Origin of the sequence: Geothrix sp., from assembly GCF_020622065.1 — a bacterium.
Classification (GTDB): Bacteria; Acidobacteriota; Holophagae; order Holophagales; family Holophagaceae; genus Geothrix.
In genome coordinates, this window is sequence record NZ_JAHRYQ010000002.1 from 1,253,566 (window position 1) to 1,277,480 (window position 23,915).

A 23,915-nucleotide genomic window follows, 5' to 3' on the forward strand; every position below is an offset into this window, starting at 1 on the left:
GGACCATCCAGAGTATCCGGGGCGGCCCGGGAAGGCCAGCGGGAACCTTCGGGGGACTGCGGTCATCGAAGGGGCATGCCGGGGATCCGGCCGAGTGAGGAGTTCCATGAATCGTCAGGTGAAGCAGGTTCTGGGTTTGTCGGCATTTGCGGCCGGGTGCATGGCCCTGGGGATGGGGCTCAGCCATGGATGGCAGGCCTCGGCCCAGGAAGAGCGGCCGGTGGTGGTCGACGCGAAGGGGCTGGACCGTCTGCCGCCCATCGCGGAGGTTGCCGAGAAGCTGAATCCCACGGTGGTGGCCATCACCAACACCAGCTTCGTGAAAAACCGCCAGTTTCAGCACCCCCAGGTGGGCGGCCAGGATTTCTTCGACTTCTTCTTCGGCCCCGGCGGACCCCAGCAGCGGCGCACGCCCCGGGGCGGGGAGGATGAGCAGCGGGCCGTGTCTGGCGGCTCGGGCGTCATCATCTCGCCCGCCGGCGAGATCCTCACGAACTACCATGTCATCGCCAGCATGGGGGGCGGCGACAACGCCCTGGAAGTGAAGACCAGCGACGGGAAGAGCTACAAGGCCACCGTGCTGGGCAAGGACAAGGAACTGGACATCGCGCTCATCAAGATCGACGCGGCGCACCTGCCCTTCGCCAAGCTGGGCGAAAGCGATTCGCTGCGCATCGGCGAGTGGGTGGTGGCCATCGGCAACCCCTTCGGCCTCGAGCACACCGTCACCCAGGGCATCATCAGCGCCAAGGGCCGCAAGCTCGATACCGGCGTCAGCTCCTTCCTGCAGACCGACGCTGCCATCAACCGGGGCAACTCCGGCGGCCCGCTGCTGAACCTGAAGGGTGAGGTGGTCGGCATCAACACCGCCATCAACCCCGCGGGCCAGAACATCGGCTTTGCGGTGCCCATCAGCCAGGTGAACCGCATCATCAAGGAGCTGCGCAGCGGCAAGCCCGTGAGTCGCGGCTACCTCGGCATCGGCCCCCTGGAACTGGATCAGGCCTACCAGGATGCCCTGGGCGTGAAGGCGGGCGTGGTGGTGAGCACCGTCGAGAAGGGCCAGGCGGCCGACAAGGCCGGCGTCCAACGCCTGGATGTGATCACGGCCCTCGACGGCCAGCCCGTCCGAAGCCCCGAGGACCTGGTGACCATGGTCTCCAGCCGCCGGGCCGGGGAGACGCTCAAGCTCACCCTCTGGCGGGACGGCAAGAGCCTCACCGTCACGGCCACCCTGGGCGACCGGAAGGCCCTCGAGGACCAGCGCCGCCGCGAGGCCGGCGAAGAGCCCGAGGACGAGCAGGGTCCCAAGCCCCAGGGCGACCTGAAGAGCATCAACCTGGAAAAGGCCTACGGCTTCACCGTGGAGCCCTTGGATGTGAAGAACCGGCTCAAGGGCGTGGTGGTGACCTCCGTGGATCCCCGCTCCCCGGCCGCGGACCGGGGCTTGGCCCAGGGCATGGTCATCACGGAGGTGGGCCGCCAGCCCGTGAACAGCCTCGCCGAGTTCAACGCCCAGGTGAAGAAGGCCTTGGGTCGCACCCTGCTGCTCTATATCCAGTCCCCGAACGGGGCCCAGAAGGTCACCCTGGCCATCCCGCCCCGCTGAGGGAGGCCCCTTCGAGCAAGAAAGCCCCGGTACTGCCGGGGCTTTCTTGATTCAGTTAGACTCGAAGGTTCAACCCAGGCTAAGGATCGATCATGGGCCAGCGCCTCCTCCTCGTGGACAGCGACCGGAGCTTCCTCAAGGAGCACCAGGTCAGCCTTGAGGCGGCCTTCGACCTCGAGGTGGCGGCCTCGCCGGAGGGTGTGGTGCCGCGCCTGGAGCGCGGCGACTTCGCCGCGGTGCTCATCTGCGTGGAGGTGGCGGACAACAAGGGCTACGCCCTCTGCTCCAGCCTGCGCAAGAATGCGGCCCTGGAGGGCCTGAAGGTGGCCCTCATCAGCGCCAAGGCCACGGAGGAGGAATACCGCCGCCACCAGAGCCTGAAGGGCAAGGCCGACCTCTACCTCCACAAGCCCATCGCCCCCAGCGCCCTTGTGGCCGCGCTCACGCCCCTGGTGCCCGGTCGCGTCCTCGACCCTGACAATCCCCTGGGCGAGCTGGTGGACACGGAGCTGGGCGACGACTGGCTGGATGGCCTGAGGAACGCCCTGGATGGCCCGGCCGCCGCCGCGGAACCGGCGGCCTTCGCCCCGTCGGCAGGCCCGGCGACAGTCCCGACTCCGGGCCTGGCGACGGCCGTCCAAGATGCCCCTCGGGACAACGCCCGGATCCACCAGCTGGAAACCGAGGTGGCGGCCCTGCGCGAGGAGCTGCGCACCAAGGATCAGCGCCTCCGCCAGACCGAGGGGGAGCTCCAGCAGCACCTGGGCTCCGTGACCCTGAACCTCGACGAGGCGGCCCGCCGGGACCGGGAGGCCGAAGGCCTGAAGGCGCGGCTCGCGGAAGCGGAAACGGCCCTGCGCCAGCTGCAGGAGACCCAGGTCCGGGAGGGCGAGGGGGCCGAGTCCCTGAAGGCGCAGCTGAAGGAGGCCCTGGGGGAACGGGCCGACCTGATCGCCCAGGTGGAAGCCCTGAACCAGCAGGTGGGCGACAAGGCCCAGCGTGCCATCGAGCTGCTCAAGGAGCGCGACCGCCTGCTCCACGAGAACCTGGATCTGGAGCCTTTCCGCGCCAAGGCGCAGGAGCTGGCCCAGGAACTGGAAGCCGCCCGCCTCAGCCACGGGGAGGCGCTTGCCGCCAAGGACGAGGCCCTCGCCGGCAAGCAGCAGGCCCTGGAAGCGGCCCTGGAGGCCCAGGGCCAGCTGAACGCCACGCTTGAAGGACTTGTCGGCCAGCACGCCACGCTGGAGGGCGTCCACCAGGCCGCCCTGCTGGAAGTGGCGGGGTACAAGGAGAAGGCTCATGTCCTGCAGCTCGAGGTAGCGGGTCTGGAGGCCACCATGCGCGGCCAGGGCCGGGACCTTGCCGAGCTCAGCACCCGCCTCCGGCAGGTGGAGGAGGAGCTGGCGACCAGCCAGGCCCAGCTCCAGGAACGGGAGCAGCAGCTGGCGGTCAGCCGGGAGGAGGCCGCCCAGCTGGGCGACCAGGTCGCGGAATTCCGCCAGCGGCTCGACGAGGCCACCATCCAGCACGATGGCGAGCGCCTGGAGCTGATGAACGGCCTGGATCAGAAAGAGGCGCAGCTGAGCCGCATGGCCCAGGCCCTGGCGGACCAGCAGGATGCGCACAGCGCCCTGGTGCAGGAGAAGCAGGCCGTCCACGGCCAGCTCTCCGAGCACCGTGAGCGCCTCCAGAGCCTCGACGCCCTGCTCCAGGAAGTCCAGGAGCGCTTGCGCCGCGGCTCCGACCTCGCGAAGGGCTGACCTCCGTGAACCTCGCCGCGGCCCTCATCTGCGCCGCCCTCCTCCTGACCAGTGCCTTCTTCGTCATGGCCGAGTTCGCCGCCGTGCGCGTGCGGTCCACGCAGCTGGAGGCCCTGGTGGGCGCCGATCCCCGGGCGGCCTTCGCCCTGGAGGTGCATCGAAACCTGGGCCACCACCTCTCCTCCATCCAGGCGGGCATCGTGCTGTGCGCCCTGGCCCTGGGCGCCGTGGGCGAGGAGCTGTTCAGCCACGGCTTCCGCGCCGCGTTCGGCCACCTGCCCTGGCCCGCGCTGGTGGCCCCCCTGAGCTCGGGCCTGGCCCTGCTGGTGATGACCACCCTGGATGTGGTGCTGGCGGAGCTGGTGCCCCGCAGCCTGGCCATCCGGGCCGCCGTGCCCTGGGCCCTGCGCACCGCCGGGCCGCTGCTGGCCTGGTCCCGCCTCGTGCGCCCCCTCACCTGGTGCCTGACGCGCCTGAGCCACATGGTCCTGCGCATCTTCGGCGTCCACCCCGAGGCCGACGCCGAGGACATGCTGCCTTCGGAGGCCGAGTTCCGCCGCATGCTCGAGCGCAGCCAGGCCGAGGGCCGCCTGGAGCTGGACCGCAAGGAGCTCATCGAGAACCTGTTCGACTTCAGCCGCCGCACAGTGAAGGAGATCGCCGTGCCCCGGGCCCGCGTGGTGTGCTTCGATCTGGCCCACAGCCTGGCGGAGAACCTCGCCCTCGCCCGCACCACCGTCCACACCCGCCTCCCGCTGGTGGAGGGCGACCTGGACCGCGTGGTGGGCGTCATCCACATGAAGGACCTGCTCTGGGCCATGCAGGATGGCGGCGGCGTCGTGAACCTGAGGGCCCTGGCCCGCCCGGCCTTCTTCGTGCCTGAGATGAAGCTCATCCAGGGCCTGCTGCTGGAGTTCCAGCAGCGCAAGCAGCACCTGGCCCTGGTGGTGAACGAGCATGGCGGCGTGGATGGCCTGGTCACCCTCGAGGATGTGCTGGAGGAACTGGTCGGAGAGATCCAGGACGAGTTCGACCGCGAGGCCATCCAGTTGCGGAAGACCCGCGGCGGTGCCTGGCTGGCCCAGGGCAATGTGATGCTGGAGCAGCTGGTGGATCACCTGCGGCTGGACCTGCAGGCCGAGGCGGGCTCCGTCAGCCTCGGCGGTTTCTTCCAGGAGCGCCTGGGCCGCGTGCTGCGCCCTGGCGACGAGCTGCGGCTCCAGGGCTGGCGCATCCGCGTCCTCTCCATGCGCGGTTTGGCGCCGGGCCAGTTCCTGCTGAAGCCCCTGCCCCCCGGGAACGGTGATGCCGGGAGCGATTGAGGGGTTCCTCCTGGCCGCGGGGCTGGGCACCCGCATGGGGGTGCTGAGCCGCTGCCTGCCCAAGCCCGCCTGGACGCTCCGAGGTCGTCCCCTGCTCCAGTGGGGCGCGGAAGCCCTGCGGCAGGGAGGGGCAAGGCGCCTCGGCTGCAACGCCCACCTGTGGCCCGAGCGGCTGCGGGCCGTGGCCGAGGGGCTCGAGGTCTTCGACGAACCCGAGCTGCTGGGCAGTGCCGGAGGCCTGCTGCACGCGCGGGGCCGCGTGGCCGGGGAACTCCTCACCTGGAACGCCGACATCTGGGCCGATGAGGTACCTTTCGAGGTTCTGCGGGCGCGGCACCGCGAGGCGCGGGCCACCCTCAGCTGGTTGCTGGTACCCCATCCCGGCGGCGACTGGAACCCGGTGTGGATGGACCACGAGGGCCGCGTGCTGCCGAAGGGCGTGGCGGGTCCCTGGGGTCCCTATCACTTCACCGGCGCCGCGGCCTGGTCGCCGGAGGCCCTGGCCCTGCTGCCTGAAGGGCCCAGCGAGGTGAACGACCTGCGGCCCCGCCTGGCCGCGCTCCCCATGGGCCATCAGGGCGTGGTGGTGGAGCCCTTCCCCTGGCGCGAAGTGGGCACCGCCGGGGCCCTGATCGAGACCGCCGCCGAGCTGGCCCCGCAGGAGGAAGGCCGCCTGCCCGGCTGCTACCTCCACCCCGCGGCCCGGCTCCCCCAGGGATCTACCGGGCGCCTCACCCGCTGCGTCCTGGGCCCCGGCGCCGCCCTGCATCCCGCCATGGCCGACGCCGACGCCCTGTGGTTCGAGGAGGACGGGAACCAGGTGCGGCTGGGGCTCTGAGGGCTACTCCTCCTTCAGGTCGAAGTCTGAGATGCGGCCCTGGCCTTCCAGGGTGAGCGTCCAGGCCACCGTGGCGCCGCTCTCGTGGAAGGCCCGATAGGTGCGCACGCGAAGGCCACCCTCCGAACGCTCCGCCTGGAAGACCAGGCGGGTGAGGGGGCCATAGGGCTGCAGCTGGAGATCGAGCCAGGGTTTGGCCTCGGGCAGCGCGGCGGCGGCCTCACCGCTGAAGGCCGCGGGATCGGCCTGGCCGCGGCCCAGCGCCTCGATCAGGGCGCGATGGCGAGCCGTCAGCGGGGCGTCGGGGTCCGCCGGGGCGGCCTCGGCTGCGAAGGGCCCGGGCGGGAGGAGGCGCGCGGCCAAGGCCCGGGCCAGGCTGGGGAAGAGGCGCTGCTGGTTGGTGAAGACGATGACCCCCAGGCGCTCCTTGGGGAGGTAGAGCACATCGGAGAGGGCCGGGCCACCGCTGTGGCCCGTGGTGGGCCGGCCCGCCAGGGTGCCCGTGCTCCAGGCGGCGCCGAAGCCCGCAGGCCGGCCGTCCTTCAGGCGGAAAGGCGTCCACAGAGCCTCCCGGCTCCTGGGGCTGAGCAGGCGCCCCTGGTCGATGGCCAGGAGGAGGCTGGCTTCGTCCTGCAGGCTCACGAAGGCGCCCCCGGCGGCATAGGCGTGGACGGGGTAGAGGAACCAGTGCAGGCGCTGGCGGTCGCCCCGCCATTGGTAGACGCTGGCCCGCCCGGGAATCACCTCCGCGGTGCGCACCGCCCCAACTTCGGTGACATCCTCGAAGGCGGTGCGGTTCATACCCAGAGGCTTCCACACGCGCTCGCGCAGCAGGTCGGGGAAGGGCCGGCCGCCGGCCTTCTCCAGGATCAGGGCCAGCACCGAGAAGTCATCCGATCCATAGGCCGACACCGCGCCGGGTGCCGCGGCGAGCGGCAGGGCCTGGGCCGCCTTCATCACCTGGGCAAGGCTCTGACCCGGCTCGCCCACCATCTTGGGCTTCATGCCCGACGCGTGGGCGGCCAGGTGGCGGACGGTGATGGACCGCCAGGGGGCGGGCACCTCGCCCACATAGGTGGAGATGGGCGCGTCGAGGTCCACCTTGCCCTCCTCCACCAGCTGCATGAGCAGCACGCCCGTGAAGAGCTTGGTGGCCGAGGCGATCTGGAAGGGCGTGTCCGGTGTCACCGGGACGCCGGTTTCCAGGCTGGCGGTGCCGTAGGCGGCCAGCTTCTCGAGGCGGCCGTTCCGGATCACGGCCACGGCGGCGCCGGGGATGTGGGCCCGGTCCATCTGCTGGCGCATGAAGGCGTCGATCGCATCGTCGGCCCGGAGGGGCAGGAGGCCGGCCCACAGGCAGACCAGCCAGCGGCCGGGCAGGTGTTTGGCCAAGTTCAGTGCCAGGTGCAGGGACAGGAGCATGGAACCCCCGGGAGTCCCATGCCTACGAAAGCTTCCGTAGTTCGGGTTAGCCCCGCTCCTCGCCTTGCCCCGGGATCGCCTCCGCGCGTCGGGCCTTCCGGGAGTACTCTGGAGGCATGGATTCCCGCCTTGACCGCGCCCTGGCCCGCTGGAGCCTGTCGGATGCCCGGCCCCTGGCGGGGGATGTCGGGGCGCGGCAATACTTCCGCGCGGCCCACCCGCAATTGGGCACGGCCCTGGTGGTGCTGCACCCGCTGGATGCGCCTGGGAAGAGCGACGATTCCTACTTCGAATTCCGGGCCCTGCAGGCCTACCTGGATCCCGTGCTGCGGGTGCCCACCATCGTGGCCTGCGATGACGAGGACCGCTGCCTGCTGGTGGAGGACCTGGGAGACGACACGCTGGAAAGTCGTCTGGTGGCGCATCCCGAGGAAGAGCAGCACTGGGCGCGGCAGGCCGGCTGGCTGCTGGCCACCCTGGCCGGCCCCCTCACCCTGGGCGCGCCGCCCCACGCCTTCTTCATGGGCCGGGCCTTCGACCAGGCCAAGTTCCAGTTCGAGTGGGACTACTGCCGCCAGAACTTCTTCCGGGACTTCCTCCAGAAGGACCCGCCGCGCTGGCTGGAACGGATGATGGACGAGGCCCACGCCAGCCTGGAGACCCGCGCGCACTTCTTCGCCCACCGCGACTTCCATGTGCGCAACCTCATGGTGCACGGCGACCGGCTGGTGGTGATCGACTTCCAGGATGCCCGCCGCGGCGCCGCCACCTACGACCTGGCCAGCATCCTCTACGACGGCTACTGGGATTGGTCCCGGGAGGCCGGCCGCCTCCTGGTGGGACCCCTCCAGGATGAGCTGGGCTGGAACCACGAGGCGCTCCTGGAGGAGCTGAACCTCAGCGCCCTCCAGCGGAACCTCAAGGCCCTGGGCACCTTCGGCCACCAGCTGGTGCACCGCCGCAAGGCCCACTTCGCCCCCGCCGTCCCCCGCACCCTGCGCCACCTGCGCAGCCACTTCCAGCGCATGAACCACCAGGACGGCGTCCTCGCCTGCGAGCACATGCTGCGGCTGGCGGAAGAGCGGCTGCTGAAAGGCTGAAGACCGGCACCCAAGAAAAGCTGACCCTGGACTCGTTTTAACTGGACCTTTCCAAGGGCGTGGGTAGGATGGGGCGAAATTCTCGAGCAGATGTTCGAGCTTAGTCGATTTTTTGGAAATTCAGGCAGGCCTTGGATGGGTTCGCCGAATTTAGCATTAAATACTGATTATGATTTCAATGGCCAATCGCAGGTATATATAAATTATTTAAATTGCATCAAATTTTATATCATACCCCTGCGATTTGATTTTATAACCCCAACCCAAACGGGTTTTCATGAAAGAGGCCAACATGAAAAAAGCTCTATTCTTCATTATTCCAGCCCTAATGGTCGGTTGTATGGCACCCGATCCTTATCCGGTTGGCTCCATGCTTCCCGGGAAAATAATAAGCCTTTCGGACGGAAATATTTTTTCCATGGAGATTCAATTAACAGCCTTGTCTGCGCCCAGTGGAAAAATGACAGCCACAGATTATAAAAGTAATGAAAAATTCAATGGTACCTACACCTGTATTGTCGAAACAAAAATAATTCAGGATTCAAAACCAACCTTTTGGGGTTCCCAAGAGACCAAAACTTCTCAGGAAGTAAGTGATGTAGTTCCAGGAGTCGCGGTTTTGGTTGGAGATAAAGGAACTGTGATCAATATTAAAATGAAAATCAAAGCAGGCAATCCGCCCTTCGGATTTGGTGAGGGTGAAGATAATAAAGCTAAAAAATACACGATTCAATTTTAAGGGTATAGGTTTAACGCCTAACTCGGGATTCAGCTCGGCCACCGCCTTCGGCCACCCCTGCTAATGCTTGCTTCTCTCCGCCAGTGGCATGACGCAGACAAAGGCGTTTTACGCACCTTCATGGGCCAGCCCATGACATGACCCGTTTCCTTCCTGTTCGACTTTTCCAGAGCCGGGTTTGTCTTGTCCACCCTGCTCTGGGGCTGGATCATCCACCCCTCAGCGGGCCTTTCCATATATCCCCTGCAGCCCGCACGGCCCTGGGCCTCCTGTCCACCCGGTGGTGGCTTCGACCAGCATGTCCATCCTGGCCGCCTTCTTCGTCACCGCCCCGGGCCTCTGCGGCCTCTGGCGTTGCCCGGCGCAGCCTTGGGCTTCGGGGCCACTTCCCGCCGCCGGGTTCAGTCCCCCAACAACTCCGCCACAAAGGCGGGCACCAGCTCCGTGGCCTTGCCGACGCGCTGCTCCTGGAAGGCGTCGGCCACGAGGCTGGGCTCGAGGTTGAGCTCCACGGTGCGGGCGCCGGGGGCGGCGGCCTCCACGAAGCCCGCGGCGGGATACACATGGCCGCTGGTGCCGATGGCAGCGAAGAGGGCGCAGCGATCCAGGGCCTGGTAGATGCGCTCCATCTCCAGGGGCATCTCGCCGAACCAGACGATGTGGGGGCGCAGCCGGCCGCGCCGGCAGGTGGGGCAGTGGTCGTCGGCATCCAGGTCGCCGGGCCAGGCCACCACGGCGCGGCAGGCGAGGCAGCGGGCCTTGAGCAGCTCGCCGTGCATGTGCAGCAGGTTCTTCGAGCCGGCCCGGTCATGGAGGTCATCGACATTCTGCGTGACCAGCAGGACCTCGCCGGGCCACTCGCGCTCGAACCGCGCCAGGGCCACATGGGCGGCATTGGGCTGGACCGCCGCCAGGCTCCGCCGGCGCTCGTTGTAGAAGCGGTAGACCAGGGCCGGGTTCCGGTGGAAGGCCTCGGGCGTGGCCACATCCTGCACCCGGTGGTTCTCCCACAACCCGTCCGCTGCGCGGAAGGTCCGCAGCCCGCTCTCCGCGGAGATGCCCGCGCCGGTGAGGATGACGATGGTGGCATCGCGGGAAAGGGTCATGGGGACTCCTGACCAGTTGAAAAGCCGAATGGCCAACGGATGGCCACCAAGGCACCAAGAAAGGCCGGGCTACTTCTTTCCTTGGTGCCTGGGGGGTGAGCTTGGCAGTCCTTCCTCTTTTCGGAGGTCGAGCGCGCGGCCGTCCACGGTTCCGGGCTGGATCCCCAGCTCCCGCGCCAGGGTGGGGGCGAGGTCCACGGTGCGGACGGGGCTGGGCCGCTCGCCCCCCTTCCAGGGACCCCAGAAGATGAGGGGCACGCGGCGGTCGTAGGCATAGGGAGTGCCGTGACCCGTGGCCCATTCGACGGGCGGCACGCCGAAGACCACCCAGGGTTTGAAGGCCACCAGCACATCGCCGCTGCGGTCCGCGCGGAAGCTGCGCCGCAGCAGCACGCGCAGGCTGCTGTCCCGGGGGCTCCCGGTGGCGCTGGGGTCGGTGGCGGCCAGGTCCTCGGCGGTGAAGGCGTCGGCCACCTCGGGCCGGGCCCGCAGCCAGGCCTGCATCCGCGCGAGCACAGCCTTCCGGTCGAGGCCCGTGGCCTTCAGGGCGCCCTCCCGCAGGTAGAGCGAGTTGGGCTCGGGCGATTCCAGGATGAGATCGGCGTCCACCTTGAAGGTGGCCTTGAGCTCGGCGCGCAGCTCATTCAGGAAGATGGGCGGGTTCACGCGCCGGGCGGGGAAGCCCTGGTCCGACAGGGCTTCGGGCAGGTCCATGCCGCCGTGATCGGCGCTGAGGATCACCCAGGCCCCACGATCGCGGCGACGCACGACTTCGAGCAGGCGGCCCAGGGTGCGATCCAGGCGGTGCAGCTGGTCCCGCATCTCCGTGCCCAGGATGCCGTAGCTGTGGCCGATGTAGTCCGTGGCGGAGAAGCTCAGGGCCAGCAGATCCGTGGCCGGACCCTGACCCAGCTTCTCGGCGTCCATCAGCGCCTCGGCGGCCTCCAGGGTGACCTCATCGAGGAAGGGGGACTTGCGGAAGCGGGCCTCGAAGGTTTTGTCGAGGGGCATGCCCGCGCCCTGGATGAGGCGTGGCAGGGCGCCGTTGCGGATCACCTGTCCTGGGAAGGTCCAGGTGGCCACGCGACCCTCGGGCGTGCCGGGAGTCTTGGTCCACAACCAGCTCCGGGTGGCGAACCGCGCCTGCAGCTCACCATCGAAGCGCAGCAGCCACTCGGGCAGGCGCTCGGCATAGGTGGTGGAGGTGCCGAAGCCGGCTGCTCCGCTGAACCAGTAGGCGGCGGTGGGCTTGCGGCCGGCCATCAAGATCGCGGCCCGGTCCTTGCCCGAGACGGCGAAGGCGCGGCTGCCGGGGACCTGCGCCTGGAGCCAGTCGCCCAGCCCATCACCCAGGAAGCGGGCATTGGAAGAGCCCCAGAGGCCTGTGGCGGGGAGTGGCTTGGCGGCGGCATCCTCGACGCAGTACACCAGGCGGTCCGCTCTGCGGTCGAACCAGCGGTTCTCCACGATGCCGGTGTTGGCCGGGAAGCGCCCCGACAGGAGCACGGAATGGCCCGGGCCCGTCTCCGTGAAGCCGTGGTCGTGGTAGGCCTCGGTGAAGAAGACGCCCTCCTTGGACAGCCGCGCGAGGCCGCCGGTCAGCTCGGGGCCGTAGGTCTGCATCAGCTCGGCGGAGAGCTGGTCCACGGACACGACCACCACCAGGCGGGGCCGGGTCGGCAGGGTCGGAGCTGGGGACTTCTGGGCGAGGAGGGGGGCCGGGGCGAGGACGGGAACCAGGGTCAGGAGAGCGGGGAGCCCACGCATCAGAACGACACCCCCACGCCGAAGGTCCACAGGCGCTCGAACTCCTGGCCGCTGCCCTGGGCGGCGAAGTAGGTGGCCAGGTCGGAGGCGCTGCCCACCTTCACGGGGCGGTCCTTGGTGACGGGCTGCTGGTAGCTGGCGGCCAGGTAGGGGTGGACCACCACGGAGGGGATGCGCCAGCGGGCGCCCACCCGCAGCCAGGTGCGGCTCAGGTCCTTGGCGCTGCCGGCCCCGGCCGTGTCCACGGTGTAGCGCTGGAAGCGCTGGATGAGGCCGATCTCGCCGGCGATCCCCACGAAGGGCACCCACAGCTGGGCGTTCAAGCCAAGGCCCGCGCCCTGCTGCTTCAGCTTTGTGCCCTGGGCGGTGGCGCCCGTGGCCAGGCGGCCGTCGGCCGTGAACTGGGAGTATTCAAGACCGCCTTCGAGCTTGAGCAGGGGGCCCACCTGGAAGATCTGGTGGTTGACGGAGGCGATGAAGCCCTTGCCCGTGTCGAAGTCACCCGCCGCCAGCTGCCCCGTGCCGGAGATCAGGGTCTGGGGCAGGTTCTGGCCGGAGGGCCGCGGCAGCTCCAGGCGCAGGTCCCACTGAGCGCAGAGGGGTGCGGTGGCGGCGGCGAGGCAGAGGGGCAGGAGGGTGAGACGCATCAGAGGCTCCAGCGAAACCTCCGATCATACCGTCTGCAAGTGCCAGACCTGCAGCGGCGCGTAACATCCCTGGGGCCGGCTCTCGAAGAGCGCGAACCGGTCCGCCGCAAAGGTCGCAGGGGTCGGCGCCGTGGATCCGGCGAGGGGTCGAGTCTGGCGAAACCTCGCCAGGGTGAGGTGGGCCCGGAACGGGGGAGCCTCGAAGGGGTCTCCGGCGGCGCCCAGGGTATGGCGCAAGTCCGCGGCCAGGGCCTCCAGCGCAGGGGAGGGCTCCAGGCCCAGCCAGAGCACCCGCGCCGCGCCGAAGCTCGGAAAGCCGCCGAGCCCCGCCGTGCGGAGGAGGAAGGCCTTCCGGCGCCCGGCCACGGCTTCGCCCACCGCGCCGAGATGGGGCAGGGCCTCCTCGGCACACTCACCGAGGAAGGCCAAGGTGAGGTGGAGCCCCTCGGGCCTGCACCAGCGCGCGCCAGCCATTGCGCCCTCCCCCGCGTCCCCCGGTAACAGGCTCTGCCAGCGGCCCAGGGCCTCCTGCAGCGGGGGCAGCAGGGGCAGGGCGAAGAAGAGGCGCCGCCGGCCTACTTCCACTTGATGCTGCAGCCGCGGCTGGGGATCTGCTCCGCCGCCACGGGCCGGCCCGCCAAGAGGGCCTCGGTGGCGGCCTCCAGGTCGCGCACGGTGACCTTCGACGGGTCGCGCCAGCTGTCATCCAGGCGACCCCGGTAGGCCAGCTTCCGCGCGTGGTCGAACAGGAAGAAATCTGGCGTGCAGACGGCGCCGAAGGCCCGGGTCACGGCCTGGGGCTCGTCCTTGAGGTAGGGGAACGCGAAGCCCTGCCCTTTGGCCTGGGCCTGCATGTCGGCCAGGGACTCGCGGCCATGGGTCTCCACATTGTTGGCGTTGATGGCCCGGACCGCCACCTTGCCTGCGTACCGTTTGGCGTAGGCGTTGATGCGGGCCTGGGTGGCCATCACATAGGGGCACTCGGTGCTGAGGAACACCACCATGAGCAGGGGTTCCGTCGCCTCGGCGGCATGGGTGCGCCCGTCCGTGCCCGGAAGGGTGAAGGGGGGGCAGGGATCGCCCAGTTTCAGCCCATGGGGGGCCTGGGCCCAAAGGGAGGGTGCCAGCAGGGCCGGAACCAGGAGGAAGGCCGGACCGGGCCTCATCAGGACCTCCACTTGATGCTGCACCCCATGCTCGGGTGCTGGATTTCCAAAGGCTCCTCCCCAGCCAGCAGGCGGTCGATGGCTTCCTTCAAATCTCGATGCGTAACCCGGGTGGCATCCTTCCAGTTGTCGTCCAGGCGGCCCCGGTAGGCGAGGCGGCGGTGCGCATCGTAGAGGAAGAAGTCCGGGGTGCACACGGCGCCGAGGCGGCGGGCTACGGTCTGCTCCTCGTCCCAGAGGTAGGGGAAGACGAAACCCTTGGCCCGGGCGCGGGCCCGCATGGCCTCGTAGCTGTCGTCCGGGTAGGTCACGGCGTCGTTCGCATTCAAGGCCACCACGGCGCAGCGGCCCGCATAGGCCTTGGCCAGGGCGTTGATGCGGTCATCCACGGACTGCACATAGGGACAGTGATTGCACATCACCACCACCAGCAGGGCCGGGCAGTGGAAGTCGTGCAGCGACCAGAGCCGTCCGTCCACCCCCGGCAGGGTGAAGTCGGGGCAGGCCGTACCGAGCGGGACCATGGTGGATTCCGTCAGGGCCATGGGAACCTCCGGAGGCTCCTTCCATCGTACGCCGCAGGGCAAGCCATCGCACGCCGCGGGGCCGGCGGGGATTTCGCCGTCATTTTTTTGACTTGACCCGCAAACATCTGCATCTAGGCTGAATTCAGACTAGGAGTGTATGACCCAACTGCCGCGCCTTCACTGGTCCACCCTCGGGGACGACACCGGGGGGCTGGAGCATCGGTGGGCCGCCCTTTGGGATGTCACCGTGGATCGCGGCGTCTCGCCCGCTCTGGCGCCGAAGGATGTGGACCTGTGGGTGATCAGCGCCAAGGGCGCCTGGCCGCCGCCGGAACTGAACCGCATGATGGCCGAAGTGGCGGCCCTGCCCATTCTGCTGGGCCTGAAGCCGGATGCGGCGCCCATGGACGCCAAGGCCCTGGGCGAGTGGGGCTCGCTGGGGTCCGTGCGCTGGGCCGTGCTCGGGCCCGAGCCGCCCATGCCCGGGCTGCGTCCGCGCTCGGGTACCACCACCCAGCTGAGCGCCTCGCAGGCGCTGGCCTTCGGCCTGGTGAGCACCAGCCCGGCCATGCAGGATGTGCTGGTTCGCGCCCGCAGCGCCGCCGCCACCCGCGCCACGGTGCTGCTGTTGGGGGAGAGCGGCACGGGCAAGGAAGTCATCGCCCGGGCCATCCACCGCATGAGTGCCGAGGCCGGTGAGCCCTTCGTGGCCGTGCACTGCGGTGCCATCCCGGAGAACCTGCTGGAATCCGAGCTCTTCGGTTACAACAAGGGCGCCTTCACGGATGCCCGCAAGGACACGCCGGGCAAGTTCCGCGAAGCCCATGGCGGCACCATCTTCCTCGACGAAGTGGGCACCATGCCGCTCGGCGCCCAGGTGCGCCTGCTGCGGGTGCTCCAGGAGCGCGAGGTGCAGCCCCTGGGCGGCGGCGCGCCGGTGAAGGTGGATGTGCGCGTGGTGACGGCCTCCAATGTCGATCTCTGGAAGAAGATGAAGGACGGCAGCTTCCGTGAGGATCTCTTCTACCGCCTCGAGGTGGTGCCCATCACCATGCCGCCCCTGCGCGCGCGCCGCGAGGAGGTGCCCTTCCTGGCCCAGCACTTCCTCAACCGGAAGGCCCGCGAGCACGGCCTCTACCCCAAGGCCCTGCACCCCAGCGTGGATCCGCTGCTCATGGCCCTGCCCTGGCCCGGCAATGTGCGCCAGCTGGAGAACGCCATCGAGCGCGCCATCGTGCTGTCGGGCACCCGCCCCGTGCTCACGCGGGAGGACTTCGCCTTCCTCGCGGAGCGCATGGGCGAATCACCCGAGCCCCTGGCCGCGACCCCCGCCGACGGCACCGCGCGGCTCGAACCCCGGCCGACCTCCCAGCCAGTCATGTCGCCCGCGGGCCAGGCCTTCTCCTCGGCCCTCTTCGCGCCGCCTCCGGCCGCCGCCTACGGCCTGGACCTGCCGCCCGAGGGCCTGGACCTCAACCAGGTGGTGTCGGACATGGAGAAGACGCTCATGCTCCAGAGCCTGGCCATCACCCGCGGCAACAAGAAGCGCGCCGCCGACCTGCTGGGCCTCAAGCGCACCACCTTCCTCGAGAAAATGAAGCGGCTGGACCTGGAGGATGGAGACGGCGCCGAGGCTGAGGCCTGACCCCCCCTGCTACCCTGAGGGGATGGCGAACGCGACGCATCTGAGATGGAAACTGGAAGTCCCGGACCCCCAGGAAGAAGGGCTCTGCACCTGGCTGGAGGGGGCCGGTTCCTCCGCCTTCTATCGCGAGGCCGATCCGCCGCGGGCCTGCTACGCCTACTTCCCGCCGGACCAGGCGCCTCCTGAAGCGGGTGGCCTGGCCGCGTTCCCCGGTGTGCGCCTGCTTGAGACCGAGACCTTCGGGGACGAGGACTGGCTGGCCAAGAGCCGGGAGGGTTTCGGCGCCTTCGAAGTGGGCGCGCGCTTCCATGTGCGGCCCCTCTGGGACGAGACGCCCGCCCCTGCGGACCGCTTCGACCTCGTGGTGAACCCCGGCCTAGCCTTCGGCACCGGCGGCCACGAGACCACCCGCCTCTGCATCGAGCTGCTGGAGGAACTCGCCGCGGCGGGTCGCCTGAAGGGGCCGGTCCTCGACATCGGCGCGGGCACCGGCATCCTGTCGCTGGCCGCCTTCCTGCTGGGGGGCCGGGACCTCACGGCCTTCGACAACGACCCCGACTGCGGGCCCGCGATGGAAGAGTTCATTGCGCTCAATGCGCACCTGCTGAAAGGCGCGAAACCCTACGACAGCTTCGTCGGCACGCTGGATCACCCGCGCGTGCAGGGCCCCTATCCCGGCCTGCTGGCCAACATCCTGCTGGAGACCATCCAGGAGCTGCTGCCCCGCATGGCCGAAGTGGCCGCGCCCGGAGGCTGGCTCATCGCCAGCGGCATCCTGGCCGAGCGCACGGACGAGGCCCTGGTGAGCCTCGTCTCCCACGGGTTCAAGCCCGAGAAGGTGCGGACGGAAGGCGAGTGGATCGCCGTGCTGGCGGTGCGGGCATCATGAGCCGCGCGGACCGTCCGATCGGCATCTTCGACTCGGGCATCGGCGGGCTCACGGTCATCCATGCCCTGCGCCAGCTGCTGCCCCAGGAGGACCTGGTCTACCTCGGCGACACGGCCCGGCTGCCCTACGGCACCAAGAGCCACCGCACCATCGAGCGCTACACGCTGCAGATGGGCGAGCTGCTGCAGCGCCACGAGCCGAAGCTCATCGTCATCGCCTGCAACACCGCCAGCGCCCACGGGCTGCCGGCCCTGCAGGCCGTGAGCCCCTGCCCCGTGATCGGGGTGATCGAACCTGGCGCCGAGGCCGCGGCGGAGGTTCCGGGTCCCGTGGGCATCATCGGCACCCTGGCCACCGTGAGCAGCGCGGCCTACGAACTCGCCATCCGGCGCCGCGACCCCGGCAAGGTCATCCACAGCGTGGCCTGTCCCCTGCTGGTGCCCCTGGCGGAGGAGGGGTGGTTCGATGATCCGGTCACCGACAGCATCTGCCGCCGCTACATGAACGAGCTGCCCTTCGAGGTGAAGACCGTGGTGCTGGGCTGCACCCACTACCCGACGCTGATGACGAGCCTGGAACGCAGCCGTCCCGGCACCCGCTGGATCGACAGCGGCCGCGTCACCGCCAAGGCTGTGGACCGGATGCTGCAGGGCACCCTCGGCTACCGCACCGCCGGCGCCCGCGGCAGCCTTCGCGTCCAGCTCACCGACGCCAGCAGCCGCCTGAAGGAAGTGGGCAGCCGCTTCTTGGAAGAGGCGCTGGGGGATGTCGAAGTGGTGGAGATTTAATCCAGGCCCGGCCCGTCAGTATCATCGTGGGTCTAGGGGGCGGGATGAAAGGATTGGCCGGGGTTCGCCTGCTGAGAGCTCGGCTCCACTTCGCGCGCCGGCGTGAGCAGGGCCAGGTGTGGGCCTATCCCCTGCTGAAAGTGGCCAAGTTATTCCACAAGATGCATCGGTGGGCCAGCCCAGGGTCCATCCGGGTTCCCAAGACCACGGAGGGTGGGGCGCTCCCGTGTCCCATCCCCTTTCGGGAAATGGTCATCAACTGCGATGGGACGGTGGCCTGCGGCTCGACCGCCCAAGCCCCGATCCTGGACGCTTTGATCGAGGGCGCTGGATCGGTCGGCCTGACGGGGATCTGGGAGGGTGAAGGATTCCGGTCCATGCGGGCCCGCATGCTGGCGGGGGACCGGAGCGCCTGTTTAGAGTGTCATCTGAATCGGTGTCCGGGCTTCGAGCCGTTGTCGGATGAAGAACGGGCATCGGGCGGGGGAGGGGCTCCGTGGATTCACCAGCTGCTGATCGAACCCACGGCCGTGTGCAATTTCGATTGCCCCACCATTTGCGGACACAGCTTCCCGAAAGCGAAGCAGCCTGTCTCGGGCCGACGGGTGAAATTCATGCCGATGGATCTCTTCCGGCAGCTGGTCGAAGCCATCGACCTGCCCATCGACAAGATCTGCTTCTACAACTACGGTGAGCCGCTCCTCCATCCGGAATTCAGCGCGATGTGCCGCCTGATGCGGGAGCGCTGCCCGTCATCCCTCATCACCACCAGCACGAATGGCAGCAGGCTCGGGGATCCGGGCGTTCGGGCTGGGCTGCTGGCCTCGGGCCTGGATGAGATCATCATTTCCGTGGACGGCGCCAGCCAGGCCACCTACGAAGTCTATCGGCGCGGGGGCCGATTGGAGGACATCCTTCGGGGCATGCGCCTGTTGAAGGACGAGCGGGACCGGGCGGGGCTGCTGCGGCCGAGAATCCTGTGGCGCTACATCCTGTTCCCATGGAACGACAGTGACGAGGAACTCGCGGAAGCGGAAAGGCTGGCTGGGGAGATTGGGGTCGATCGCTTCTGCTACCACCTCTCGGACCTGCCGGAGATGGCCTCGGAAACCTACCGGCCTGGGACCGCCGCCTTTGAGCGCATTCGGGGCAGGCTGTTCTGAATCCGCTCAGGCCACCGCGCCGGGCAGGGTGAATACCACGCAGGTGCCCTTGCCTTCGGTGCTGTCGAGGCGGATGTCGCCCCCGTGGTTGCGGACGATCTCGCGGCAGATGCTGAGCCCAAGGCCGGTGCCCTTGCCCTCGGGCTTGGTGGTGAACATGGGGCGGAAGACCTGGCTCAGCAGGTCTGCGGGGATGCCCTGGCCCGAATCGGAGAAGCGCAGCTCCCACCAGGGGCCGTTGGGGGTGCTGTCCTCGGCGGGCTTCGCCGCAAGGCGCACGGTCCCGCCGGCGGGCATGGCGTCCACGGCGTTCTTCATGAGGTTGAGGAAGAGCTGTTCCATCTGCTTGCGGTCGACATCCAGGCGGCAGCCGGCGGGGATCTCGGTTTCCACGGTGACCCCATGCGAGGTCAGCGTGGGCGCCCATAGTTGCTGGAGGTCGTCCAGAAGATCTGCGAAGGCCTGGGCCTCCCGGTGCAGCTGGGGGCGCCGGGTGAGGTCGAGCATGCGGCGCACGATGTCGCCCACGCGTTGGATCTGGGCGTGGATCACCCGGAGGCGTTCACGCAGCTTGTCGGGGAGATCCGACTGGGCATCCATGAGCTGGAGGTGGCCATTCACCAGATTGAGGGGCGTGCCCACCTCGTGGGCGAAAGTGGCCGCGAGCTGGCCAGCCACGGCGAGCCGTTCCTGGGTGCTGAGTTCCTCCCGCAGCAGCGCCATGCGCTCGGCCATGGAGGCCAGTTCGGCGTTCTTGGCCTGAAGTTCGGACAGGGCGGCATCGATGCGGTCCTGCAGGTTGGCGTTCAGGCCGCGGATTTCGCGGATCAGGGCCTCGCGCTCCTCGCCCGCCCGCTCGAGTTGGACGGCCATCTCGTTGAAGCGGGTGGCGATCAGGCCCAGCTCATCGCTGCGCTTGATGGTCACGCGAGCCTTGGCTTCACCGCGCTCCAGCTGCTGCATGGCCAGCACCATGGCCTCGATGGGGTCGCTGATGAGCACCCGCAGGATGAGCCAGAGGAGGATGAACTCGCCAAGGAGGACGCCAGGGAGGGTGTGGAGGGTGCGCTTCAGGTTGTTGTCCCAGATCACATCCCAGCGCTCCAGGTCACAGTAGACGCGGATGAGGCCCAGGGGCGGCTGGCCAGGCTTGTGGGAGCGGATGGGCTGATAGACCTTCCAGGCCCGGCTGCCGGTATTCAGATCCACCAACTCCGCCTGGGAAGCGGTCAACGCGAGGTAGGAGCCGATCTCGGGGCCCCAATCCACATTGGCCTCGTCCCCGGAGGAACGCACCAGCTCCACCTCGTTGCTCTTGCCGATGCGCTTGAAGACATCGATCTGGAAGATGCTGCGGTCTGGGCCGGCAATGCTGGAAAGCAGCTGATCGAGCTTGTCGGGATCCTTGAAGCCGGGATCCCGCTCCACCACATCCGTCTCCACGGTGCCGGCGGTGTCGATGGTCAGCTTGCGGGTGTAACTTTCCAGCTCCCGGCCGCTGTTGCGGGTGATGTTGTAGGCGACGGCCACCGTGAGAACGCTGGTGACGAGACCCAGAAGCAGGAAGAGCTTGGCGTGGACGCTGCGCAGCCAGGCCAGGGGACGGATGCGCACGCGCCGCAGCATCACAGGGAGCCGTCGGCGGGCGGGAGCCCCAGGGCCGCGCGCGCCTCGCGGGAGAAGGCCACGGGGCCCTGCTTCTGGGCCAGGGTGGTGAAGCGGTCGAAGGCGGCCCGGCGGGCTTCGGCCACCTCGCCCAGGAGTTCCAGGACGCCCCCGCGGAGGGTGCCCCGATCCCGGCTGCGGAGTCCGGCCTCCGTTTCCCACAACAGAGCCTCGAGGGTGGCGAGGTCGTGGTGTTCCCCCAGGGCGGTCTGGAGACCGCGCAGCTCCTTCAAGAGGGCCTCGGGCGGCACGGCGAAGGCGCTTTCCAGGGCCTCCAGCGCGTAGCGCAGCTTCTTGATGCGCACCCGCGCCTTGTGCAGGGCGGGGGCATCTTCCTGGGCGGCCAGGGGGGCCAGATCCCCCAGCGCAGCCTCCACGCGGGGCCCCAGGCAGGCCCAGGCCGCCTCCTGGAGCGAAGTCTGCTGGAAGGGGTCGCGCAGGGCCGGAACTTCCAGCAACCGCTGCAGATCCGGGAGGCGGAGGCGCTCCAGCTCTCGGCGCATGGCCCGGCGGGCCTTGGCGCGGGCGCGGTCCATCCCCTCCAGCAGGTGTTCGAGGGCGGCGGCCTGAACCGGGTTCCGGGTTTCGAGGAGCCGGGCCCTCAGACCGTCCGCGTGGACATCGAGTTCGCGGGGCAGGCCAAGGACATCCACCAGATCCTTCAGGGCCCGGCGCCGGGTCTTGTGGCCGGGATAGGCCTCGGCATCCACCAGGTCGAGCACCGCGCCGAGGCGCCGGGCCGAGACGCGCACCTGGTGCAGCTGTTCCATGTCGTCGGCCCAGTCCTCCGGAGCCAGCAGCGCCTGCAGGCCCGCCAGCCGGACCTCCAGGGCGCGGTGGAGCAGGATCGCCAGTTCGGCTGGATGCATCCCATGATTCTAGACGCAATCCGCAGAAGCGAAAAAATGGCGTAAACTGGAGCGACCATGGAACACATTCACATCAAGGGTGCCCGCGAGCACAACCTCAAGAACTTCGACCTCAGCCTGCCGAGGAACCAGCTGGTGGTGATCACGGGGCTGTCGGGCTCGGGCAAGTCCAGCCTCGCTTTCGACACGCTCTACGCCGAGGGCCAGCGGCGCTATGTGGAAAGCCTGTCGGCCTACGCCCGCCAGTTCCTCGACCAGATGGAAAAGCCCGATGTGGACAGCATCGAGGGCCTCTCGCCCGCCATCTCCATCGAGCAGAAGACCACCAGCAAGAACCCCCGCTCCACCGTGGCCACGGTGACGGAGATCTACGACTACCTGCGCCTGCTCTTCGCGCGCACGGGCAAGCCCACATGCGTGGCCTGCGGGAAGTCCATTGCCAGCCAGACCATCCAGGAGATGGCGGACCAGATCCTGAGCCAGCCCGAAGGTGCCAAGCTGCAGCTCCTGGCGCCCGTGGTGCGGGGCCGCAAGGGCGAGTACAAGAAGCTGCTCCAGGACCTCATGAAACGCGGCTACATCCGGGCCCGGGTCAACGGGCAGATGCTGGATCTCACTGAAGGCGTGCCTGATCTGGACAAGCAGAAGAAGCACACCATCGAGGTGGTCATCGACCGCCTGAAGGTGAGCCCCTCCATCCAGTCGCGGCTGGCCGACAGCCTGGAGATCGCGTGCAACCTGGCGGAAGGTTCAGCGCTGATCGATCTGAATGGGACCGAGACGCTCTTCTCCAGCAAGCTGGCCTGCAACAATCCGAAGTGCGCGAGGTTCGGCCAGGGTCTGCCTGAGCTGGAGCCGCGGTCCTTCTCCTTCAATACGCCGTACGGCGCCTGCCCCACCTGCGACGGCCTGGGCTTCAAGCGCCAGTTCGCGGAAGAGCTCATCGTTCCCAATCCGGCGCTTTCCATCAACGAAGGCGCCATCCAGGCCAGCGGCTGGAAGAGCGTGTCCGAGGATGGTTGGCGCTCGCAGATGCTGGACCAGCTGGCCCGCAAGGCGAAGTTCAGCCTGGATACGCCCTGGAAGAAGCTGCCTGCGGACATCCGGCGCCTGCTGCTGCATGGCACCGAGAAGGAGATGCGCTTCACCTACGAGAACAAAAAGAACCGCTACGACTTCGTCCACCAGTTCGAGGGCATCGTCGGCAACCTCGAGCGACGCTATCGCGAGACCACCAGCGAGGAGATCCGCGCGGAGCTGGAGGAGTCCATGCGCGTCGTCCCCTGCGAGGCCTGCGCGGGGCTGCGCCTGAAGCCCGAAGTGCTGGCGGTGTATGTGGGCGGACAGAACATCGCCCAGGTGGTCGCCCAGAGTGTGCGTGATGCCCGGAAGTGGTTCGCGGACCTGGCGCTGGAAGGCAAGGAGGCCGTCATCGCCGAGAAGGTGCTGAAGGAAATCCGCGAGCGATTGGGGTTCCTGGACGATGTGGGCCTCGGCTACCTCACGCTGGACCGCAGTGCGGCCACCCTGTCCGGCGGCGAGGGCCAGCGCATCCGCCTCGCCACGCAGATCGGCAGCAAGCTCCAGGGCGTGCTCTATGTGCTGGATGAACCCAGCATCGGCCTGCACCAGCGCGACAACCTGCAGCTCATCCGCACCCTCCAGGAGATGCGGGACCTGGGCAACTCCGTGCTGGTGGTGGAGCACGATCTGGAAACCATTCTCGCCGCCGATCATGTGGTGGACATGGGCCCAGGCGCCGGGGAGCACGGCGGCCAGGTGGTGGCCCAAGGTACGCCGGACGAGATCAGCCGCACGCCGGGATCCGTGACGGGCGACTTCCTGTCGGGCCGCGACGCCATCTCCGTGCCCCGTACCCGGCGCAAGGCCAAGCGCGGGCATCTGTCCGTGCTGGGCGCCGAGGAGAACAACCTCAAGAAGGTGGATGCGGATTTCCCCATCGGTCTCTTCACCTGCGTCACCGGCGTGAGCGGCTCGGGCAAGAGCACCCTGGTGAACGAGATCCTCTACAAGGCCCTGGCCAACCAGCTCCACCAGGGCGTGCACATCGTCGGGAAGCACAAGGCCATCAAGGGTCTGGAGGCCGTGGACAAGGTCATCGACATCGACCAGGCGCCCATCGGCCGTACGCCCCGCAGCAACCCGGCCACCTACACGGGCCTCTTCACGCCGCTGCGGGAGCTCTTTGCCCAGTTGCCCGAGAGCAAGGCCCGCGGCTACGCGCCGGGCCGCTACAGCTTCAATGTGAAGGGCGGCCGCTGCGAGAAGTGCGAGGGCGACGGCGTCCTCAAGATCGAGATGCACTTCCTCCCGGATGTGTATGTGACCTGCGAGCAGTGCAAGGGCAAGCGCTACAACCGCGAGACGCTGGAAATCCACTACAAGGGCAAGAGCATCTCCGATGTGCTGAACCTGACCGTGGAAGAGGCGCTGGAGCTGTTCGCTCCCATTCCGGTGCTGGCCAACAAGCTGCAGACCCTCATGGATGTGGGGCTGGGCTACATCCGCCTGGGCCAGAGCGCCACCACGCTGTCGGGGGGCGAGGCGCAGCGCGTGAAGCTGGGTAAGGAGCTGAGCAAGCGCCCCACGGGCCGCACGGTCTACATCCTGGACGAACCCACCACGGGCCTGCATCTGAAGGACATCCAGAAGCTGCTGGAAGTGGTCAACCGGCTCGTGGAGACCGGCAACACGGTCATCGTCATCGAGCACAACCTCGATGTGATCAAGACCGCCGACTGGATCCTCGACCTCGGTCCCGAGGGCGGCGGCGAAGGTGGCCGCGTCATCGCCGTGGGCACGCCCGAGGAAGTGGCGCGGAAGAAGACCAGCGTGACGGGGAAGTACCTGGCGCCCTATTTGAAGTGATGAT

General features: G+C 68.4%; 20 protein-coding genes. 11 read left to right on the top strand and 9 right to left on the bottom strand.

Annotated elements, in window-relative coordinates:
• The first annotated feature begins 106 nt into the window (after window positions 1-106).
• From QZ647_RS15225 to QZ647_RS15240, 4 genes are all read left to right on the top strand, one after another.
• Complete coding sequence (locus QZ647_RS15225; protein WP_291272975.1) at window positions 107-1,609, top strand: trypsin-like peptidase domain-containing protein; 1,503 nt, start codon at window positions 107-109, stop codon at window positions 1,607-1,609.
• Between the two features lie 92 nt (window positions 1,610-1,701).
• Window positions 1,702-3,369, top strand: a complete 1,668-nt coding sequence (locus QZ647_RS15230) for a response regulator (RefSeq protein ID WP_291272976.1) — start codon at window positions 1,702-1,704, stop codon at window positions 3,367-3,369.
• Window positions 3,370-3,374: 5 nt separating this feature from the next.
• The gene (locus tag QZ647_RS15235) at window positions 3,375-4,691 is read left to right on the top strand and encodes a hemolysin family protein (RefSeq protein ID WP_291272977.1); all 1,317 of its coding nucleotides are present in this window, start codon (window positions 3,375-3,377) and stop codon (window positions 4,689-4,691) included.
• Window positions 4,675-5,529 carry an NTP transferase domain-containing protein gene (locus QZ647_RS15240; RefSeq protein ID WP_291272978.1) on the top strand — a complete coding sequence of 285 codons (855 nt, stop codon included), beginning with the start codon at window positions 4,675-4,677 and terminating at the stop codon, window positions 5,527-5,529. Before QZ647_RS15235 ends, QZ647_RS15240 begins: the two co-directional genes overlap by 17 nt.
• 3 nt (window positions 5,530-5,532) lie before the next feature.
• On the opposite strand, the gene QZ647_RS15245 is transcribed toward QZ647_RS15240, so the two are convergent.
• Window positions 5,533-6,951: a serine hydrolase domain-containing protein gene (locus QZ647_RS15245; protein ID WP_291272979.1), complete on the bottom strand. Its 1,419-nt coding sequence runs from the start codon at window positions 6,949-6,951 to the stop codon at window positions 5,533-5,535.
• 116 nt (window positions 6,952-7,067) lie between these two features.
• Between QZ647_RS15245 and QZ647_RS15250 the strand changes: the two genes are divergently transcribed.
• Complete coding sequence (locus tag QZ647_RS15250) at window positions 7,068-8,051, top strand: phosphotransferase (RefSeq protein WP_291272980.1); 984 nt, start codon at window positions 7,068-7,070, stop codon at window positions 8,049-8,051.
• A 277-nt stretch (window positions 8,052-8,328) separates the two neighbouring features.
• Window positions 8,329-8,790 (top strand): hypothetical protein, encoded by a 462-nt coding sequence (locus QZ647_RS15255; RefSeq protein WP_291272981.1) that lies wholly within the window; start codon window positions 8,329-8,331, stop codon window positions 8,788-8,790.
• A gap of 401 nt (window positions 8,791-9,191) precedes the next feature.
• On the opposite strand, the gene cobB is transcribed toward QZ647_RS15255, so the two are convergent.
• From cobB to QZ647_RS15285, 6 genes are all read right to left on the bottom strand, one after another.
• On the bottom strand, window positions 9,192-9,896 hold the full coding sequence (gene cobB, locus QZ647_RS15260; protein ID WP_291272982.1) for a Sir2 family NAD+-dependent deacetylase: 705 nt from the start codon (window positions 9,894-9,896) through the stop codon (window positions 9,192-9,194).
• A gap of 69 nt (window positions 9,897-9,965) precedes the next feature.
• Window positions 9,966-11,663, bottom strand: a complete 1,698-nt coding sequence (locus tag QZ647_RS15265) for an alkaline phosphatase family protein (protein ID WP_291272983.1) — start codon at window positions 11,661-11,663, stop codon at window positions 9,966-9,968.
• Window positions 11,663-12,310 carry a hypothetical protein gene (locus QZ647_RS15270; protein WP_291272984.1) on the bottom strand — a complete coding sequence of 216 codons (648 nt, stop codon included), beginning with the start codon at window positions 12,308-12,310 and terminating at the stop codon, window positions 11,663-11,665. The genes QZ647_RS15265 and QZ647_RS15270 overlap by 1 nt, the downstream gene beginning before the upstream one ends.
• A 24-nt stretch (window positions 12,311-12,334) precedes the next feature.
• Window positions 12,335-12,895 (bottom strand): RNA 2',3'-cyclic phosphodiesterase, encoded by a 561-nt coding sequence (gene thpR, locus QZ647_RS15275; protein WP_291272985.1) that lies wholly within the window; start codon window positions 12,893-12,895, stop codon window positions 12,335-12,337.
• Window positions 12,886-13,476 carry a thioredoxin family protein gene (locus tag QZ647_RS15280; RefSeq protein ID WP_291272986.1) on the bottom strand — a complete coding sequence of 197 codons (591 nt, stop codon included), beginning with the start codon at window positions 13,474-13,476 and terminating at the stop codon, window positions 12,886-12,888. The genes thpR and QZ647_RS15280 overlap by 10 nt, the downstream gene beginning before the upstream one ends.
• Window positions 13,476-14,021, bottom strand: a complete 546-nt coding sequence (locus QZ647_RS15285) for a thioredoxin family protein (protein WP_291272987.1) — start codon at window positions 14,019-14,021, stop codon at window positions 13,476-13,478. The genes QZ647_RS15280 and QZ647_RS15285 overlap by 1 nt, the downstream gene beginning before the upstream one ends.
• 139 nt (window positions 14,022-14,160) lie before the next feature.
• On the opposite strand from QZ647_RS15285, the gene QZ647_RS15290 reads away from it, so the two are divergent.
• The 4 genes from QZ647_RS15290 (at window position 14,161) to QZ647_RS15305 (ending at window position 18,488) form a co-directional block, all read left to right on the top strand.
• Window positions 14,161-15,648, top strand: coding sequence for a sigma 54-interacting transcriptional regulator (locus QZ647_RS15290; protein ID WP_291272988.1), 1,488 nt, complete (start codon window positions 14,161-14,163; stop codon window positions 15,646-15,648).
• A 22-nt stretch (window positions 15,649-15,670) separates the two neighbouring features.
• Complete coding sequence (locus tag QZ647_RS15295) at window positions 15,671-16,537, top strand: 50S ribosomal protein L11 methyltransferase (RefSeq protein WP_291272989.1); 867 nt, start codon at window positions 15,671-15,673, stop codon at window positions 16,535-16,537.
• Window positions 16,504-17,325 (top strand): glutamate racemase, encoded by an 822-nt coding sequence (gene murI / locus QZ647_RS15300; RefSeq protein WP_286354435.1) that lies wholly within the window; start codon window positions 16,504-16,506, stop codon window positions 17,323-17,325. Before QZ647_RS15295 ends, murI begins: the two co-directional genes overlap by 34 nt.
• Window positions 17,326-17,702: 377 nt before the next feature.
• Window positions 17,703-18,488 carry a radical SAM protein gene (locus QZ647_RS15305; protein ID WP_291272990.1) on the top strand — a complete coding sequence of 262 codons (786 nt, stop codon included), beginning with the start codon at window positions 17,703-17,705 and terminating at the stop codon, window positions 18,486-18,488.
• 6 nt (window positions 18,489-18,494) lie between these two features.
• On the opposite strand, the gene QZ647_RS15310 is transcribed toward QZ647_RS15305, so the two are convergent.
• Together QZ647_RS15310 and QZ647_RS15315 are read right to left on the bottom strand one after the other, a co-directional pair.
• Window positions 18,495-20,114 (bottom strand): HAMP domain-containing sensor histidine kinase, encoded by a 1,620-nt coding sequence (locus tag QZ647_RS15310; protein WP_291272991.1) that lies wholly within the window; start codon window positions 20,112-20,114, stop codon window positions 18,495-18,497.
• Window positions 20,114-21,022, bottom strand: a complete 909-nt coding sequence (locus QZ647_RS15315) for a CHAD domain-containing protein (RefSeq protein ID WP_291272992.1) — start codon at window positions 21,020-21,022, stop codon at window positions 20,114-20,116. The genes QZ647_RS15310 and QZ647_RS15315 overlap by 1 nt, the downstream gene beginning before the upstream one ends.
• Before the next feature lie 57 nt (window positions 21,023-21,079).
• On the opposite strand from QZ647_RS15315, the gene uvrA reads away from it, so the two are divergent.
• Entirely contained in the window at window positions 21,080-23,911 is a 2,832-nt protein-coding gene (gene uvrA, locus QZ647_RS15320; RefSeq protein ID WP_291272993.1) for an excinuclease ABC subunit UvrA, read from the top strand.
• Window positions 23,912-23,915 lie beyond the last annotated feature (4 nt).

Coding starts and splice junctions, on each gene's coding strand:
- QZ647_RS15225 (WP_291272975.1), top strand. CDS start 107: ATGAATCGTCAGGTGAAGCAGGTTCTGGGTTTGTCGGCATTTGCGGCC.
- QZ647_RS15230 (WP_291272976.1), top strand. CDS start 1,702: ATGGGCCAGCGCCTCCTCCTCGTGGACAGCGACCGGAGCTTCCTCAAG.
- QZ647_RS15240 (WP_291272978.1), top strand. CDS start 4,675: ATGCCGGGAGCGATTGAGGGGTTCCTCCTGGCCGCGGGGCTGGGCACC.
- QZ647_RS15245 (WP_291272979.1), bottom strand. CDS start 6,951: ATGCTCCTGTCCCTGCACCTGGCACTGAACTTGGCCAAACACCTGCCC.
- QZ647_RS15250 (WP_291272980.1), top strand. CDS start 7,068: ATGGATTCCCGCCTTGACCGCGCCCTGGCCCGCTGGAGCCTGTCGGAT.
- QZ647_RS15255 (WP_291272981.1), top strand. CDS start 8,329: ATGAAAGAGGCCAACATGAAAAAAGCTCTATTCTTCATTATTCCAGCC.
- cobB (WP_291272982.1), bottom strand. CDS start 9,896: ATGACCCTTTCCCGCGATGCCACCATCGTCATCCTCACCGGCGCGGGC.
- QZ647_RS15265 (WP_291272983.1), bottom strand. CDS start 11,663: ATGCGTGGGCTCCCCGCTCTCCTGACCCTGGTTCCCGTCCTCGCCCCG.
- QZ647_RS15270 (WP_291272984.1), bottom strand. CDS start 12,310: ATGCGTCTCACCCTCCTGCCCCTCTGCCTCGCCGCCGCCACCGCACCC.
- QZ647_RS15280 (WP_291272986.1), bottom strand. CDS start 13,476: ATGAGGCCCGGTCCGGCCTTCCTCCTGGTTCCGGCCCTGCTGGCACCC.
- QZ647_RS15285 (WP_291272987.1), bottom strand. CDS start 14,021: ATGGCCCTGACGGAATCCACCATGGTCCCGCTCGGTACGGCCTGCCCC.
- QZ647_RS15290 (WP_291272988.1), top strand. CDS start 14,161: ATGACCCAACTGCCGCGCCTTCACTGGTCCACCCTCGGGGACGACACC.
- QZ647_RS15295 (WP_291272989.1), top strand. CDS start 15,671: ATGGCGAACGCGACGCATCTGAGATGGAAACTGGAAGTCCCGGACCCC.
- QZ647_RS15305 (WP_291272990.1), top strand. CDS start 17,703: ATGCGGGCCCGCATGCTGGCGGGGGACCGGAGCGCCTGTTTAGAGTGT.
- QZ647_RS15310 (WP_291272991.1), bottom strand. CDS start 20,114: ATGCTGCGGCGCGTGCGCATCCGTCCCCTGGCCTGGCTGCGCAGCGTC.
- QZ647_RS15315 (WP_291272992.1), bottom strand. CDS start 21,022: ATGCATCCAGCCGAACTGGCGATCCTGCTCCACCGCGCCCTGGAGGTC.
- uvrA (WP_291272993.1), top strand. CDS start 21,080: ATGGAACACATTCACATCAAGGGTGCCCGCGAGCACAACCTCAAGAAC.